The sequence below is a fragment of the Pseudomonas sp. MG-9 genome (genome assembly GCF_018729515.1).
GTDB classification, from domain to species: domain Bacteria; phylum Pseudomonadota; class Gammaproteobacteria; order Pseudomonadales; family Pseudomonadaceae; genus Aquipseudomonas; species Aquipseudomonas serboccidentalis.
In genome coordinates, this window is sequence record NZ_JAHHZH010000003.1 from 433,629 (window position 1) to 450,322 (window position 16,694).

Consider the following 16,694-nt stretch of genomic DNA (forward strand, 5'->3'; position numbering starts at 1 on the left):
GGGCGGCTAAAGTACTTCGACCATGATTCAGAAGCTTTGACTGAAGCTGATGTTGAACGCGCTGTCGTTGTTGTCGCTCGACACCTGGCCCGAGTAGCCGATGCCCAGCTTGCCGGTCGGGGTGACCTGGAAGTCGATACCGGCTTCGAGCAGTGCGCTGTCCTTGGCAATCGGCACGCCCTGGGTGCTGAACGAGGCGCCGCCGTCGATGAAGGTCAGGTCGGCGTCAGGCTTGGTGTCGCCGTAGGCATGACGCCAGCCGATGGCGGCACGTGGCGTCAGTTGGCTGCCGTTGGCCAGGGTCACCAATTTGCCGACGCGTACCCCGAGCGTCGAGTAGGTGATGTCCTGATCGGCGTCGGCCTTCAGGCGCCCCACTCCGCCTTTTTCCTTGGCCGTGTCGCTGTCGTAGTTGACGTAGGCGAGCCCTGCGAACGGTTCGATGGCAACGCCGGCGGCGTTGATCGCGTAACCCACTTCACCGAACACCTGAGCACTGCGAGCATCGTAATCAGCCTTCAGACGATCGTTGTAGCTGCCGACGCTGACATCGCGCTTGGTCTCGATGCTGTGCCAGCTGTAAGCCGCGCCGAGGCGCACCGCCAGTGCATCGAACTGCGAGTTCAGGTAACCGGCCAGGTGGTAGCTGTCGACCTTGGCATCGGAGTTGCGATCATGCGCGTTGAGGTTGCTGCGGGTGTAACCGGCGGCCATCCCGGCACGCCAGGTGTCGTCCAGCGCCTTGTCGGTGCCGAGCATGAAACCGCCGAGGTTGCGATCGACTTTCGCCGTGTTGCTGTCGCCGCCCATGTCACCCCAGGCACCGATGGCCCGAATCCAGCCGACCATTTCCTCGTGGCAACCGTTGCTGCTCAGTTGGGTGTCGCTCGGTGCCAGGGTTCTGCGTGGATCATCCAAAGCGCTGCACGACGGCTGGCGCATCCGGTCGTTGACCGCCTCGCGGATGAAGCGCGAGTCTTCGAGCATGGCGCTTGCGGTGCTGGCGTGGATTTCCCCGGAGAGGCTGTCAAAGGCATTGCGCGCCCCGGCCACGCTGAGGTTGACGATCTGGTTCTGCAGCGCTGCGCCGGCCGCCCCGTTGTTCGTCAGTGCCGTGGCCGTGCCGCGCTGGTTACCCGTGGCAGCGACGTCGGCGAACGAGTTGCCGTTGCGGCTCACGGTCAGGTTGACCGAATCGGCACCGTAGACCAGCGAGCTGCTGAGGAACGCGTACTGCGGCAGATCGGCCGCACTGAAGGTGCCGGTCACGCCGCCGCCCGCAGTGATCAGCGAGTAAGTGGTGTTGCCGGTGAACGGCGCAAGGCTGTTGACCACCAGACCACCACTCAGGGCTGCCGTGCCACCCACCGCCAGTGGCGTGGCGGTCGGCGAGCTGACCGTCAGCGCCAACACACCGTCGCTGGCGTTGGTCAGGTTGCCGGCCACGCTCAAGGTGCCGTCAGCGCCACCGGAAGCCACCACACCGTGGTTGAGTACCGAACCAACGCTGCCATTACCGCTCAGGCCTGCGCCGTTGGCGACGGTGACCTGCCCGCCCAGCGACGCCCGGGCCGCACGACTGCCGACTTGCAGCAGGCCTTGATCGACCGCGACAGTGCCGCTGAATGGCTGGTTGCCAGTCAGCAACAAGGTGCCGGTGCCACGTTTGGCCAGCTCCCCGGTACCGCTGAGAATGCCATTGAACTGGCCATCGACATTCTGCTGAAACACCAGCAAGGCGTTGTCGGTGATGTTGCCTTGCAGGCTGGTGGTGTTACCGATCAGCGTACCGCCGCTGACCGTGGTGCCACCGCTGTAGGTATTGGCAGCCGAGAGAATCAAGGTGCCGGAATCGAGTTTCTCGATACCTCCCGTACCCACCAGCGGTGCGGAGATTTCAGCGCTGGCGCCGGCATTCACCCGCACCGGCGCCAGACTGCCATCGGCACCATTGACCGGCGTCAGCGTACCGCCAGCCCCCGGAACCACGCTGTAGCCACTGGTAAGGAATTGCAGGCCGGTGAAGTTTTGATTGCCCTGCACGGTGACGACACCTGGCTGGCCGCCGAACACGGCGAACTGACCATTGGACGCCAAGGCTTGCGTACCGCTCGGATCGGTCCAGTTAGTCCCCGGGCCCCACACGCCACTGCCGCCGCCGATGCTGCCATCAGGGTTGGTGGTGCCGCCGTTCCAGAACTGCACTTCACCCGGGGTACCCTGCACCAGCAGGTTGACCTGATTGGCAATCGCGGTTTGCAGGGTCAGGTTGGCCGCCGATACCGGCAGGCTGCCGTAGACCAGACCGTTGTCGGTCAGGCTGCCGCCGTAGCGGAACAGTTGATAGACCCCGGTGCCGAAGCCGCCGGCGTTGCTGATGTTCAGCGTGCCGTCGAGGGTCAGGTTGCCGCCGACGTTGACCACCGTGGTGGAACTTGCGGCCGAGCCGAGGCTGAAGTCCAGATTGGTGCCCGATGACAGTGCCAGCGCACCGACCGACAATGGTGTGGCGGTGCCACCACCGGTCAGCGTCGCGCCGCTGGCCAGTTGCACGTTGCCACCCAGTTGCCCGCTACCGCCGACTGTCGCGCCGCTGGCGACATTGACGTTGGCGCTGTTGAGCACGCCGTTGACGATCAGGTTGCCAGCCTGTACCGAGGTGTCGCCGGTGAAGGTGTTGTTGCCGGTCAGCAGCAGCTGACCGGTGCCGGTTTTGTTCAGCGTACCGCTGCCGGTGAGGGTGCCGGTGTAGCTGCCGTCGGCGTTTTGCGCGAAGGTCAGCGCCGCGTTGTTGACGATGGCGCCTTGCAGGCTGCTGGTGTCGCCCGTGGTGCTGCCACCGTTCAGCGTGGTGCCGCCGCTGTAGGTGTTGGCGCCACTGAGCAGCAGATCGCCGCTGCCGTTTTTCACCAGACTGCCGGTGCCGGTGACGGCGCCCAGCAACGTGGTGTTCTGGTTGCCGGCCAGGGTCAGTTGCGCACCGAGGTTGACGGCATTCGCCAGTTGCAGCGCCGAGGTGCTGTCGAGGGTGCCGTTGCCGGTCACGCTCAGTGCGCCGCTGCTGATTGCGCTGTTGTTACCCAGCACCAGCGTGCCGCCAGCGAGTTGAGTGCCACCACTGTAGGTGTTGCTGCCGTTGAGGGTCAGGCTCGACGCGCCAGTCTTGATCAGGCTGCCCGCACCGCTGACCACACCGCCGAGGGTCAAGGCGTTGCTGCCGGCGACGCTCAGGCCACCGTTGAGCACCACGTTATTGGCGAGACTGACCGCCGCGTTGCTGTCCAGCGCCGTGCCGTCCGCAGCGGTCAGCACGCCGGTGCCAAGCGCCGCGTTGTTGCCGACGACGATCTTGCCGCCGTTGAGCGCAGTGCCGCCGGTGTAGCCGTTGGCGGCGTTGAGCACCAGCGTACCGCTGTCGTATTTGCCAAGGGTGCCGGTGCCGTTGAGTGCCACGCCGACGGTCGCAATGACGTTCGGATCGACCCGCACCGAGGCATTGCCCAGCGAACCGTTGACCAGATTCAGCGAACCCGCCGTGCCGCTCTGCAGGCTGTAGCCGTCGGTGACGAACTGCATGCCAGTGATGGTTTGCGCGCCGTTGACGGTCACAGTGCCCGCCGTGCCCTGGAACACTGCGAAGTTGTTGGTCCAGGCCTGATTCGTGGTGCCGTTGACATCGGTCCAGTTGGTGGTGCCGGTGCCCCAGGTACCGCTGCCGCCATCCACCGAACCGTTGGCCACCAGTTGGTTGCCGTCCCAGAACTGCACGGTGACGCCCGGTGCGATAACCAGCAGGTTGATCTGGTTGGCCAGCGCGGTTTGCAGGGTCAGATCGCCCGGCGTGACGCTGCCCGGCACCGTGCCGATCAGCAGGCCGTTGTCGGTCAGGCCGCCGGTGTAGTTGATCAGGCGATACACGCCGCTGCCAAAACCACCGATGTCGCTGACGTTGAGGTTACCGTCGAGGGTCAGGTTGCCGCCGACATTGACCAGCGCATTGCCGCCACCGGCGACCGGTACGCCGAGGCCGACGTCGAAGTTGGAATTGCCGTTGAGCACCAGCGAATCCACCGACAAGGTGCTGCCGGTCGCGCCCGCCAGATGCCCGCCGTCGGCCACTGTCACCGCACCGGTCAAGGTGCCGCTGCCACCGAGGGTACCACCGCTGTTGACCAGCACGTTGCCGCTGGCCAGCGAACCGTTGACCTGCAAGGTGCCGGCGTTGACGTTGGTGTCGCCGGTCAGGTCGCTGATGCCGCTGAGGGTCAGGGTGCCAGTGCCGAGTTTAGTCAGGTCGCCGGCCCCGCTGAGGACACCGGCGAAGGTGCTGCTGGCGTTGTTGCCGCCGAGGCTCAACGTGTTGCCAGTGCCAACCAACGCCGTACCGCTGCCGGTCAGGCTGGCGAGGCTGCCCGAGGCGCCGAGATTGAGCGCTGCGCCGCCGCCCAGGCTGACCGTGGCGTTATTGCCCAATGCCGTGCCACCCAGGGTGGTCAGGCTGCCGGACAACACGTCAAAGGTGCCGCTGAAGGTGTTGTTGCCGGACAGCGTCACGTCGGCCAGGCCGTTCTTGGTCAGGGTGCCCGCCCCGTCGATCACGCCGCCGAGGGTCAGGTTGTTGTTGCCGGCCAGACTCAGGTTGGCATTGAGGTTGACGTCGTTCGCCAGTACCAGCGGCGCGCTGTTGTCGAGGGTCGATGAACCGGCCACGGTCAGCGCACCGCTACCCATCGAGGCACCGGTGCCGAGGGTCAGCGTACCGGCGTTCAGGGTGGTGCCACCGGAGTAGGTGTTGATGCCGTTGAGGGTCAGGTTCGACGCGCCGTCCTTGATCAGCCCACCCGCGCCGCTGACCACGCCAGCGAGGGTCAGGTTGTTGCTGCCGGTGTTGCTCAGGTTGGCGTTGAGCAGCACGTTGTTGCCCAGGCTCAGCACGCTGGTGCCGGCCAGCGCCGAAGCGCCGGCCACGGTCAGGTTGCCCAGGCCCAGCGCCGAGTTACTGCCGGCGGTCAGGGTGCCGGCATTCAGGGTGACGCCACCAAGGAAGTTGTTGTTGCCACTCAGGGTCAAGTTGGCCGCACCGCTCTTGGTCAGGCTGCCGGCGCCGTTGAGCGTGCCGGCCAGCGTCAGATCCGCCGTGCCGCCGACGCCGACATTGCCGGCGAGGTTGACCGCGTTGTTCAGCGAAACCGCGCTGCTCGCATCAAGCGTGGTGCCCCCAGCAGCGTTCAGCGTGCCGGAACCCAGCGCCGAGTTCGACGCCAGAATCAACCCGCCGGCGTTCAAGGCCACCGGGCCTAGGAAGGCATTGTTGCCGCCGAGGGTCAGGTTCGCCGCGCCGTTTTTGATCAGCCCGCCGGTGCCGCCAATCACGCCAGTGAGGGTCAGCGCATTGCTGCCGACCACGGTCAGGTTGCCATTGAGTGTGGCGGCGTTGCCGAGGGTCACGGCGGTGTTGCTGTCGAGTTGCGTACCGGCGTTGGCGGTCAGCGTGCCGCTACCCAGTGCGGTGTTGCTGCCGACAATGATCTTGCCGCCGTCCAGTTGTGTGCCGCCGCTGTAGGTGTTGGCGCCATTGAGCACCAGGGTGCCGCTGTCGAGTTTGTTGAGAATGCCGCTGCCATCAATATTCACGCCGAGGGTGCCAGTCACGCCCGGATCAACCCGTACCGCCGTGGTGCCGCCGGTGCCGTTGACGGCGGTCAGTTGCCCTGCCGTGCCATTGACCAGGTTGTAGCCGTCGGTGACGAACTGCAGGCCGGTGAACAGTTGCGTGCCGTTCACCGTCACAGTGCCCGCTGCGCCCTGGAACACCGCGAAGTCGCCGGCCCACGGTTGATTGACCAGACCGTTGGCATCGGTCCAGTTGGTGCCGACCGCGTTCCAGGTCCCGCTGCCGCCATCGACAACCCCGTTGGCGATGGTCTGGCTACCATCCCAGTAACGAATGTTGACGTTCGGTGCCGACACTTGAACGTTGATCTGATTGGCCACGCCAGTCTGCACCACCAGATCACCGAGGCCATAACCGACCGGCACGCCGGCAACATCCAGCCCCAGGTCGGTCAAGCTGCCGGTGTAGTTGAACACGCGATACACCCCGACACCGAAACCGCCGGCATCGGTGACGTTGAGATTGCCGTCGAGGGTCAGGTTGCCACCGACGTTCATCAGCGACGAGGTCGACGGTGTGCCCAGTGCCACATCGACATTGCTGCCGGCGCCCAGCACCAGCGACGAGGCCGACAAAGTATTGCCCGACGACAGCGCCAGATGCCCGCCGTTGTTGATGTTCACCGTGCCGAGCGCCGAGCCGGTACCGGTCAGGGTGCCGCCGGTATTGACGTTGACCTGTGCACTGGCCAGCGAACCGCTGAGGTCCACCGTACCGCCGTTGATCGCGGTGTTGCCGGTGATGCCGTTGATGCCGGTGAGATTCAACGTGCCGGTGCCGACTTTGGTCAGGCCACCGCTGCCGCTGAGATCACCGTCAAACGTGCTGGTGACGTTGCCACCGCCGACGGTCAACGTGTTGCTGCCGGTCAGTTGCACGCTGCCGCTGCCGGTCAGCGCACCGAGGCTGGCATCGCTGCCCAGATTCAGGCCGGCGCCGGCGCTGATGTTGACGCCGGAAGTCGCGCCCAGCGCATTGGTGTTGAGGGTGGTGACGCTGCCGGAGACGATATTCAGTGCACCGGTGAAGGTGTTGCTGCCGGCCAGGGTCAGGTCCGACAGCCCGTTTTTGGTCAGGCTGCCGGCGCCGTCGATGATGCCGTTGAGACTCAAGTCGTTGTTGCCGACCACCGTCAGGCCGGCATTCAGCGTGATCGCATTGCCGATGCCGAATGAGGCGCTGTTATCCAGCGTCGCGGCGCCGCCGACAGTCAATGCGCCACTGCCCAGGCCGTTGGCATTGCCCAGGGTCAGGGAACCGGCGTTGAGGGTGGTACCGCCGCTGAAGGTGTTGTTGCCATTGAGCGTCAGGTTGGCCGCACCGTCCTTGATCAACTGGCCGGTGCCGCTGGTGACGCCGCCGAGGGTCAGGTTCTGCGTGCCGCCCACGGTCAGCGCGGCATTCAGGGTGACGTCGTTGTTGAGGCTGACCAGCGGCGAGTTGCTGTCCAGCGTCGCGGCGCCCGCGACGGTCAGTGCACCGGAGCCCAGCGCCGAACTGTTGCCAACGGTCAGGGTGCCGGCATTCAGCGTGGTGCCGCCGAGGTAGTTGTTGGCCGCGTTGAGAATCAGATTGGCCGTGCCGCTTTTCACCAGACTGCCAGCGCCGCTGACCAGACCGGTCAGGGTCAGGTCAGCCGTGCCACCGACGTTCAGCGCCCCGGCCAGGGCCACCGCGTTGTTCAGGCTGACCGCCGTGTTGGCGTCCAGCGTGGTGTTGGCCGCCGCATTCAATGTTCCGGCACCCAGCGCGGTGTTGCTGCCGACAATCAGCTTGCCGGTATTGAGTGCGGTGTTGCCGAAATAGGTATTGGCACCGTTGAGGGTCAGGGCGGCCGCGCCGTTCTTGACCAGGCCACCGATGCCGGCGACCACCCCGCCGAGCGTCAGCGCATTGCTGCCGCCGACGGTCAGGGTGCCGCCGAGGTTGACGTTGTTCGCCAGCGTTGCAGCCGTGCCGGCATCCAGCGTCGTGCCGTTCGAGGCGTTCAGTGCGCCGGTGCCGAGTGCGGTGTTGGAGCCGACGATCAGCGAGCCGGCATTCAGCGCCGTGGTGCCGGTGTAGGTGTTGTTGCCGCTGAGGGTCAGGCTCGACGCGCCGGTCTTGATCAGGCCGCTGCCGCCACTGATCACACCGCCAAGGGTCAGGGCGTTGGCGCCGCCGGCGGTGAGGTTGGCATTGAGAATCACGTTGTTGCTCAGGGTCACGGCCGAGCTGCTGTTGAGCGTGCCCGCGCCGTCCACCGACAAATCGCCGGTGCCCAGTGCGGCGCCGTTGCCAACCGTCAGGCTGCCGGCATTCAGGCTGGTGCCGCCGCTGTAGGTATTGGTGCCGTTGAGCGTGAGATTGGCGGCGCCGTTTTTCACCAGTTGGCTGGTACCGCTGATCACGCCGCCGAGGGTCAGCGCGTTGCTGCCGCCGATCCCCAGGCTGTTGTTGAGAATGATGCCGTTGTTCAGCGTCACCGCGGCATTGCTGTCGAGGGTCGACACACCGCCGACGGTGATGTCGCCGCTGCCGAGCGCCGTGCTGGTGCCCGCCGTGAGGGTACCGGCGTTCAGCGCGATGGCACCAAGGAAGGTGTTGCTGCCATTGAGAATCAGGTTGGCCGCCCCGTTCTTGGTCAGTCCGCCACTGCCGCTGACGATGCCGCCCAGGGTCAGGTCGGCGCTGCCGCCAATGTTCAGGTTGCCGCCGAGGCTGACCGCGTTGGTCAGCGCCACGGCGGTGCTGGCATCGAGGGTGGTGCCTGCTGCGGTGGTCAACGCGCCGGTGCCCAGCGCAGTGCTGGAACCGACAATCAGCGTGCCGGCATTCAGCGCAGTCCCACCGGCGTAGGTGTTGTTGCCGCTGAGGCTCAGGCTCGCGGTGCCGTTCTTGATCAGGTTGCCGGCGCCGCTGACGACCCCGCTCAGGCCCAATGCCTGGGTGCCGCCAATGGTCAGATCCGCCGCCAGCGCGACGGCGTTGGCCAGGGTCACTGCGGTGGTTGCATCCAGCGTGGTGCCGGCCGCCGCGCTCAACGCGCCGGTCCCCAGTGCGGTGTTGCTGCCGACAAACAGGCTGCCGGCATTGAGGAGCGTATTACCAGCGTTGGTGTTGTTGCCGGTCAGGGTCAGGCTGGCGCTGCCGCTTTTGCTGATGCCGCCGGTGCCGGACAACACGCCGCCCAGGGTCAGGGCATTGCTGCCGAGCACGTTGAGCGCACCGGTCATGGCGATGTTGTTGGCCAGGGTGACGTTGGCAGTGCTGTCGAGGCTGGTGCCGGCGGCGGTGTTAAGCGCGCCGCTGCCCAGCGAGTCGTTGTTGGTCACCAGCAGGCTGCCGGCGCTCAGGGTGGTGGTGCCGGTGAAACCGCTGTTGGCACCGCTGAGGGTCAGGCTGCCGGTGCCGGTCTTGGTCAGGCCGCTGCTGCCGGTGATCAAGCCGCCGAGCGTCAGCGCGCCGGTGCCGCCGGCCGTCAATGTGCCGCCGAGGCTGATCGCGTTGTTCAGGTTGATCGTGCCGGGCGCGCTCAAAGTGGTCGCGCCGGTGACGTTGAGGGTGCCGGTGCTCAGCGCCAGGTTGTTGCCCAACTGCACGGTGCCACCGTTGAGTGTGGTGTTGCCCAGGTAGGTGTTGGCGGCGCTGAGGCTCAGTTGCCCGGAACCGACTTTGGTCAGGCCGCCGCTGCCGGAAATCACCCCGCTCAGGGTCGTTGCGTTGGTGCCTTGCACGGTCACGCCACCGGCGCCGAGGGAGATCAGGTTGCTGATGTTCAAACCGGCGTTGCTGGCCTGCAAGATCCCGCCGTTGGAAGTCAGCACACCGCTGCCGAATGTGGCGTTGTTGTTGAACTGGGCGACACCGCCATTGAGCGTGGTCGCGCCGCTGACCAATGGCCCCTGCAGGGTCCAGGTGCCGCTGTTGATGGTCAGGTTGTTGAAGTTGACGTAGGTGGCGCTCGAAGCCGTGCCGACCCCGGTGGTGCCGCCGCCGACGCCGATCGGGTTCTGCAGGATCAGGCTGTTGGTGCCGCCCGCGCCGCCGTCGACGGTGCCGGTCGGGGCGAAAGTCAGGTTGATGCCGATCAGTCCGCCGAGGCCGACGCTGATTTGCACGCCGTCACCGACACTGACCGACGAGCCGGTGATCGCCGTAAAGGTGTTGGTACTGCTCGCGCCCATCGACACGCCGCCAGTGATCGCGCCGGCGTTGGTGAAGGTGTTGCCCGCCGCCGAAGTCTCGAAGGCGATCCGGCCGTTGATGACGCCGGTGCTGCTGTTGGTCATGTTGACCTGCGAACCGCCGTAGACGCCGACCACCGGAGTATCGGCCAGGGTGATGCCACCGACCGAGAGTCCGGTCGAGGTGATGGTGCCGTTGTTGATGATGCTGGTGGTGCCGGCCGCGGCGTTGTTCACCGCAATGCCCAGGCCGTCAACGCTGGTCAGGTTGAGCCCAAGCAACATGCCGGTGCCGCGAATGATCCCGCTGGCGTTGTTGAGCACGCTGACCGTACTCGTTGCGCCAGTGCCGATGAAGGCACCGCCGCTCAACACCGACACCAGCCCCAGCAGCGCCGGGTCGATCGTGCCGGAGTTGTTCAAAGTGATGTTGACCCCGGTCAGGTCCATCACGTGACCACCGAGGGTCGCGTTCATTTGCGCGCCGGAGTTGACGTTGACTGTCAGGCCGCTGGTGGCGCTGGAAAAGTTGTTGAGAAACAGCGGCAGACTCGGCACACCGGTACAGGTCACCGTGGAACCGGCCGTGGAGCACGTGGCCAGGGCAGGTGCGCTGACGCCACCGAACAACAGCCCGGCAACGCTCAGGTGCACAGCAAGGGAAAGAGGGGAGAAACGCGAAACGAGGGCAACGCCAAACCTTGCTTCCACGGGCTACTCCTTATCGTGGCCAGATTCTTCCTTGAAGGCGTGTAGCCGTGCTTATTCCACACGCGAATCAAGACTGCGACGGTCATCACAAAAACCGCGTCATGGGTGACAAGCTAGTAGACGCCCCGTCATGGAGCACTGATTAAATGGTGTTAATACTTTAATACTAGCCGTCTAGAACGGGGCTTTCGGCCAGCAGACACGCGGATTGGAACGCGCAATCCCCCTCTGTAGGAGCTGCGGCACGCTGCGATCTTTTTGATTTTGCTTTAAAGATCAAGATCAAAAGATCGCAGCGTGCCGCAGCGCCCACAGGGCAACCAGAGAGAGTTGGTACGCCTTGTGCAAACGTTTGCGACCTGCCAATACCGGCTTTTTCGAAACAAAACCGTACGGACCCGCAGAACCGGGCCTCGATCTGCAAAAAAAGGACTTTGAATGCACGCCGCTTCCCTGCTTCGCGCCCCGTTTGCGCGCACGTTTGCCGTTTCCTTGCTACTGACCGGCGTTACCGGAGTTCTCAGCCACACCGCGCTGGCGCAACCGGCCCAACCCGAAGAATCCGCCCAGGGCGAGACCCTCAGCCCCGAAGCCAGCCCGCCAAAGGAAGGTGCGTACCTGTCGGACTGGTACAACCAGGACCTGACGCTGATCGGCAGCAAGGACATCAGTTTCGGTCCGCAACCGGCCGACGATATCTACCTGGAATACGAGTACTTCGGGCGCAAGGGGCCGTTCGAGCTGTACGGCTACGTCGACATCCCGAAGATCTTCAACATCGGCAACAGCCACGACAAAGGCGTGTGGGACCACGGCTCGCCGGTGTTCATGGAGCACGAACCGCGCATCTCCATCGACTACCTCGCCGGCCGCAGCCTGGCCATCGGCCCGTTCAAGGAATGGTACGTGGCGTTCGACTGGATCTACGATCACGGCAGCCGCAAGGAGAATCGCGCCAACACTCTGTACAGCGGTTTGGGCACCGACATCGACACCCATTCGCGGGTCAACCTGTCGGCCAATCTGTACGGGCGTTACCAGTGGGAAAACTACGGCGCGAGCAATGAATACTCATGGGACGGCTACCGTGCCCAGTTGAAGTACATCGTGCCCATCGACAAATTCAGCAACGGCGCGTCGCTGACCTACATCGGCTTCACCAACTTCGATTTCGGCTCGGACCTGCACAAGGACAATCCGGCGCGCACCGCCAACGCCACGGTGGCGACCAACGTGCTGCTGTACTCGTTCACCCATTTGCGCTTCACCCTGGTCGGCCGTTATTTCCACAACGGCGGCAACTGGGAGGACGGCAGCGAGCTGAACTTCGGCGACGGCAATTTCCGCGCACGCTCCAACGGTTGGGGTTACTACGCCGGCATCGGCTACCAGTTCTGAATTCAGGAGATTCTCATGCAAGCAATGACGCGTCTGACCCTGGCCGCTGCGGCCCTGCTCTCTTCCACCACTTGGGCGGCTGAGGCGCCGATCCAGCCGAAAGTGGTGCTGATCACCATGTTCGCCCCCGAGGCGCAGCACTGGATCGAGCGCCTGGACCTGAAACAGGAAATCCGCGTGCCGGGCCTGTCCGCCGAGTACCCGACCATCCGCTGCAACACGCAACAGGTGTGCCTGCTGACCACCGGCATGGGCCAGACCAACGCCGCCGCCTCGACGCTGGCATTGGCCCTGTCGCCGAAATTCGACCTGCGCAAAAGCTACTTCCTGATCGCCGGGATCGCCGGCATCAGCCCGAAACACGGAACCATCGGCACCGCCGCGTGGGCGCATTACCTGGTGGAATTCGGTACGCAATGGGAGCTGGATTCGCGCGATGCGCCGGCGAGCTGGCCGACCGGCTACCTCGGCATCAACACCAAAGGCCCGAACGAAAAACCGCCGCTGGACTACAAGACCGAAGTCTTCGAACTCAACCCGACGTTGCAGGCCAAGGCCTTCGCCCTGAGCCACAAGGTCGAGCTGAGCGAGAGTAAGGAATCAGCGGCGTGGCGCCTGAAATACCCGTCCGCCCCGGCCAACCAGCCGCCAGTCGTCACCCGTTGCGACACGCTGGCGGGCAACACCTGGTTCTCCGGCACCCGCCTGAGCGAACGCGCCGAGGTCTGGACCAGACTGCTGACCGACAACAAGGGGGAATACTGCACTACTCAACAGGAAGACAACTCCACCTACGAAGCCTTGTTGCGCGCCAGTCGCGAAGGCCTGGTCGATGTACAACGCCTGGCGGTGGTGCGCGCCGGCTCCGACTTCGACCGCCCTGCCCCGGGCGGCAGCGAAGTCGACAACCTGCTCAAGTACGCCGATCAGGGCGGGTTCGCGCCGGCGCTGGAGAACCTCTATCGCACGGGTAATCCGCTGGTGCAGGACATCCTGAAACACTGGTCGGCGTGGGAGAACGGCGTCCCGCAATCCTGAGCCCACCATAAACCCCCTGTAGGAGTGAGCCTGCTCGCGATAGCGGTGTGTCAGATAACCCATTTGTAATTGACACTCCGCTATCGCGAGCAGGCTCACTCCTACAGGGGGGGACGTGGTGCTTATGGAATCAGGATGATCTTGTCACCACTGCCTTGATTAATCTCTGCATAACGCTGCACACCCTCCGCCAGCGGCACCTCCACCAACCCTTGCGGCAATGGCAGCCGGTCTTCATCGAAGAACCGCCCGAACTGCTCCAGCATCGCCGCACAGGCTTGCACGCCGTACAACAGCGAGTTGATCCCGACCACCGAGCCGCCCTTGCGGTACAGCGCCAGCGCCGGCAACTGCACATGGCCGTCGACCGGGGCCGCGATGATCGCGATGCGACCGAACGCTGCGAGCGCCGCCACCGAGGCCGGCAACCAGAAACCGGTGGTGTCGAAGATCACATCGGCGCCGCCGCTGTACACCGCGTTGACCTGTGCACCGAGGTCTTCGGGTTTATCCAGCTGGATCGTCTGGAAGCCCTGCGCCTGCAAATCCTTGACCTGCTCCGGCCGCCGCGCCGCCGCCAGTAGCTGCGCACCACGGACCTTGGCCAGCGCCAATGCCGCCGTCGCCACCGCACCGCCGCCGATCACCAGCAAACGGGTTTCAGCACTCACCAGGCTGCGCTCCAGTGCATCCCACGCCGTGGTGTACGGCACGCCGAGGCTGGCAGCCTGGGCGAAGCTCAAGTGCGATGGTTTGTGTGCCACGCCGTTGGCCGGCAGCTTGACGAACTGCGCGTGCGAGCCATCGGCAAAAAAGCCCAGTTCACGCCCGGTGCCCCAGACTTCCTGACCGAGCAACGCCTGCGGCCCTTCGACCACTACACCAGCAAAATCGCGCCCGGGAATTCGCGGCAAGGTGGTGTAAGGAAAACGCCCGAGCACGTTCTTCACGTCGCTGGGGTTCAGGCCGGCCGCCTTGATCTCGACCAGCACTTCATCGGCGCCGGATACCGGAGTGGCGACATCGACGAAACGCAGGGAGGACAGATCGCCGGTTTTATCGAATTGCAATGCTTTCATGAGGACATCCACCGAAGGGAGAAAGGGAAATTCACGAGAACCAACCGGCGACCAGTTGCCGGCCCATCGGCCATAACTGCTCACCCGCGAGCATGCCAAGCAGCCCCACCAGGGCGATGGCCGGTGGCGCCGGAGAACGAAAATTCAGCGCGCCATAGAGCAGGCCGACGCCCAGGCCGATGGCCAGCGAAATCAGGTAGTTCATGGGGAACACTCCGCCACGTGAAAGGAATGGGCAGAGTCTAGGGAAGGATGGGCAGCGGTATCGGCCAAGGACTTCTGAATTCCGGCCAAATCTCAGGCGATGCAATCCCCTGTAGGAGCTGCCGCAGGCTGCGATCTTTTGACTTTGATTTGTAAAAACAAGATCAAAGGATCGCAGCCTGCGGCAGCTCCTACAGGGGGGCGTTCAGGCAGTGGCGAATTGCGAGGGCGCCACGCCCAATTCCCGGCGGAACATGTCACTGAAACTGCTCGGCGAATAACCTAACTCGCGGGCAATCGCACTCACTGGCACGCCCTGAATCAACTCCGCCACCGCCGTCGCCAGTTGCACCTGCCGCCGCCATTCGGCAAAGCCCATGCCGAGGCTGTCCTTGAACAACCGCGCCAGCGTGCGCACGCTGGCCCCGGCGTTTTCCGCATGCTGCTCGAACGGGATCTCCAGCGACGGCGCCGCCATCACCGCCTGGCACAGGTTCATCAGACGCCGGTCGGAATCGTCCGGCATCGGGATCTTCAATTGCGAGCGCCGGGCGCGCTTGAGCTCCAGCAACGCGAGCCCGACCAAGGCGTCGTAATAGGCCGGCTCACCGCTGTCGCCCTGCTCCACCAGCCCGACGATCAACTCACGCAGCAACCCGCCGACCTCGATCACCTGCACCGTCTCATCCAGCGTCGCCGCCAGCGCCGGGCGCAGGTAGATATTGCGCATCTGCAGGTCCGAGACCACGCGAATCCCATGCGGCACCCCGGGCGGCAACCACACCGCCCGCTGCGGCGGCACCACCAGCGCTTCCTGCGGGGTCTCGACCCACATCACTCCGCTCATCGCATACAGCAACTGTCCCCAGACATGCTCATGCGGCTCGATGAACAAACCGCGCGGATAGGTACGCGCCAGCGGCTGCACCGGCACATCGGTATCACTCAGATCGGGGGGCGCAGCGAGGGCCATGGCGAGCATTCATTGGCGGTTGGCGGAGCGGCCATGGTAACCAGTGCGCCGAGGTGTCGCCAACGATAGATACCGTCGGACAATCCGAGTGAATTTTCCCGGTGCGCCGCGATCCTTCTAATACCACAGGGAGGAATACGGGCTTTATGAACAACGCAAAACTGTTTGTCATCGACTACACCCTTCACGGCACGCCGAAATCGTTCATTATCCGCTCGGACAAAATGGACAACGCCGAGGCGTGGCACTGGGCAAGCTGCGACGCCGGCGTGGGTCGCATCCCGCGCTTCGGCCGGGAAAAAGTGCAAAAGACCAGCAAACCGATGGCGGAGAAATTTGGCGTGGAAAACGTCAAATGGCGACCAGCGAGCTAGACTCTCGCCAGGCAACGGGGAATTTTCGGGGGGATACACATGAGCGACCTCTTCAGCCCGGCGCATCTGGATTACGGCCTCGACACCCTGTTCGGCCGCATCACCAAAAGCGTCGACTGTCGGCTGGGCCTGGAACCCGTCGAAGGTGACCCCTATCGCTTCGCCGTACGCGTGCCGGCACCGTTACCGGAAGACCTGGACCAGGCGAAAACCGTGGTGGTTCGAGTGGAAGGTCGACGATTGCAAGGCACGGTGCGCCATACCGAACGGCTGGATGATGAAAGCCTGAAACTGGAAGTGGAGCCTGATTAGGCTCCACTTTTTTATGCGCGCGGTTATTTGGGGTGAGCGCAATGGCAGCCCTTGCTTGAACACTCCTCGCCGCCCTTGTGGTGGTGCGCGCAGGCCTCGCAGCAATAGTGTTTGCCGTGCACGGCGTAGGCGTGGTCGCCTTCTTTGATCGTGCATTTACAGTTGGGGCAATCGCATTTTCTATCTGGCATGGGTCAGACTCCTTTTTTGGTGGTTGTCCGGGGCTTGTGGGGCAAGCCGTAGATAACAGTGTAGGAGCTGCCGAAGGCTGCGATCTTTTGATCTGGTTTTTTCGGGGGGATTGGGTGTATATCCATTTCTGCTGGCCATATGGGGTGAATATCCGTTTCCTCGGGTGCTGCTGCTGGCGGTTTCGCTCTTACAGCGAGTCACCTTTTCCAGACGCCGAAAAGGTAACCCAAAAGGCTTTGCCCCGGCGTACGGCACTTCGCTGAGGCTCAGTGTCCCCTCGCTACGGTGTCCATCAGGGGGCATCGCCTACGGCTTGCTTCGCTGCACCTCCTCTCGATGTATGCGGCTTCGCCGCACGGCGCTGCGCGCCTATCCCCTGATGAACACCTTCGCTCGGCCTGCCGAAGGGGCTGAAGGTCAAAAGCAACATCAAGAGCCAAAGCCAAAACAGATCAAAAGATCGCAGCCTTCGGCAGCTCCTACATCGGGGTTGGGTGCAGTCAGTTAGAGATTGGTTAGCTGGCAGGCCGCCATCGCGAGCAGGCTCGCACACAGAAAGGCAAAAGCAGACCA

Annotated in this window: 9 protein-coding genes; 4 read left to right on the forward strand and 5 right to left on the reverse strand. The window is 64.1% G+C overall.

Annotated elements, in window-relative coordinates:
- Window positions 1-27: 27 nt before the first annotated feature.
- Window positions 28-10,551: an autotransporter-associated beta strand repeat-containing protein gene (locus KKQ10_RS10245; RefSeq protein WP_215501013.1), complete on the reverse strand. Its 10,524-nt coding sequence runs from the start codon at window positions 10,549-10,551 to the stop codon at window positions 28-30.
- A 438-nt stretch (window positions 10,552-10,989) separates the two neighbouring features.
- Here KKQ10_RS10245 and KKQ10_RS10250 point away from each other — a divergent pair, with 438 nt between their 5' ends.
- Window positions 10,990-11,949, forward strand: coding sequence for a nucleoside-specific channel-forming protein Tsx (locus tag KKQ10_RS10250; RefSeq protein ID WP_127652204.1), 960 nt, complete (start codon window positions 10,990-10,992; stop codon window positions 11,947-11,949).
- Window positions 11,950-11,964: 15 nt separating this feature from the next.
- Complete coding sequence (locus KKQ10_RS10255) at window positions 11,965-12,987, forward strand: purine-nucleoside phosphorylase (RefSeq protein WP_215501014.1); 1,023 nt, start codon at window positions 11,965-11,967, stop codon at window positions 12,985-12,987.
- Window positions 12,988-13,109: 122 nt separating this feature from the next.
- On the opposite strand, the gene KKQ10_RS10260 is transcribed toward KKQ10_RS10255, so the two are convergent.
- The 3 genes from KKQ10_RS10260 to KKQ10_RS10270 all read right to left on the reverse strand — a co-directional run bounded on the left by KKQ10_RS10260 (window position 13,110) and on the right by KKQ10_RS10270 (window position 15,243).
- Complete coding sequence (locus KKQ10_RS10260) at window positions 13,110-14,066, reverse strand: quinone oxidoreductase family protein (RefSeq protein WP_215501015.1); 957 nt, start codon at window positions 14,064-14,066, stop codon at window positions 13,110-13,112.
- 31 nt (window positions 14,067-14,097) lie between these two features.
- On the reverse strand, window positions 14,098-14,271 hold the full coding sequence (locus KKQ10_RS10265) for a DUF1427 family protein (RefSeq protein ID WP_127652207.1): 174 nt from the start codon (window positions 14,269-14,271) through the stop codon (window positions 14,098-14,100).
- A 204-nt stretch (window positions 14,272-14,475) separates the two neighbouring features.
- Window positions 14,476-15,243: an AraC family transcriptional regulator gene (locus KKQ10_RS10270; protein WP_252191553.1), complete on the reverse strand. Its 768-nt coding sequence runs from the start codon at window positions 15,241-15,243 to the stop codon at window positions 14,476-14,478.
- Window positions 15,244-15,389: 146 nt separating this feature from the next.
- Here KKQ10_RS10270 and KKQ10_RS10275 point away from each other — a divergent pair, with 146 nt between their 5' ends.
- The gene (locus KKQ10_RS10275; RefSeq protein WP_127652209.1) at window positions 15,390-15,617 is read left to right on the forward strand and encodes a DUF6555 family protein; all 228 of its coding nucleotides are present in this window, start codon (window positions 15,390-15,392) and stop codon (window positions 15,615-15,617) included.
- Window positions 15,618-15,656: 39 nt separating this feature from the next.
- Window positions 15,657-15,929 (forward strand): hypothetical protein, encoded by a 273-nt coding sequence (locus KKQ10_RS10280; protein ID WP_127652210.1) that lies wholly within the window; start codon window positions 15,657-15,659, stop codon window positions 15,927-15,929.
- A 23-nt stretch (window positions 15,930-15,952) separates the two neighbouring features.
- On the opposite strand, the gene KKQ10_RS10285 is transcribed toward KKQ10_RS10280, so the two are convergent.
- Entirely contained in the window at window positions 15,953-16,120 is a 168-nt protein-coding gene (locus KKQ10_RS10285) for a metallothionein (protein ID WP_081730276.1), read from the reverse strand.
- Window positions 16,121-16,694 lie beyond the last annotated feature (574 nt).

Excerpts from the sequence above, each read along its gene's own strand:
- KKQ10_RS10250 (WP_127652204.1), top strand. The coding sequence starts at position 10,990 with ATGCACGCCGCTTCCCTGCTTCGCGCCCCGTTTGCGCGCACGTTTGCC.
- KKQ10_RS10255 (WP_215501014.1), top strand. The coding sequence starts at position 11,965 with ATGCAAGCAATGACGCGTCTGACCCTGGCCGCTGCGGCCCTGCTCTCT.
- KKQ10_RS10260 (WP_215501015.1), bottom strand. The coding sequence starts at position 14,066 with ATGAAAGCATTGCAATTCGATAAAACCGGCGATCTGTCCTCCCTGCGT.
- KKQ10_RS10265 (WP_127652207.1), bottom strand. The coding sequence starts at position 14,271 with ATGAACTACCTGATTTCGCTGGCCATCGGCCTGGGCGTCGGCCTGCTC.
- KKQ10_RS10270 (WP_252191553.1), bottom strand. The coding sequence starts at position 15,243 with ATGGCCCTCGCTGCGCCCCCCGATCTGAGTGATACCGATGTGCCGGTG.
- KKQ10_RS10275 (WP_127652209.1), top strand. The coding sequence starts at position 15,390 with ATGAACAACGCAAAACTGTTTGTCATCGACTACACCCTTCACGGCACG.
- KKQ10_RS10280 (WP_127652210.1), top strand. The coding sequence starts at position 15,657 with ATGAGCGACCTCTTCAGCCCGGCGCATCTGGATTACGGCCTCGACACC.
- KKQ10_RS10285 (WP_081730276.1), bottom strand. The coding sequence starts at position 16,120 with ATGCCAGATAGAAAATGCGATTGCCCCAACTGTAAATGCACGATCAAA.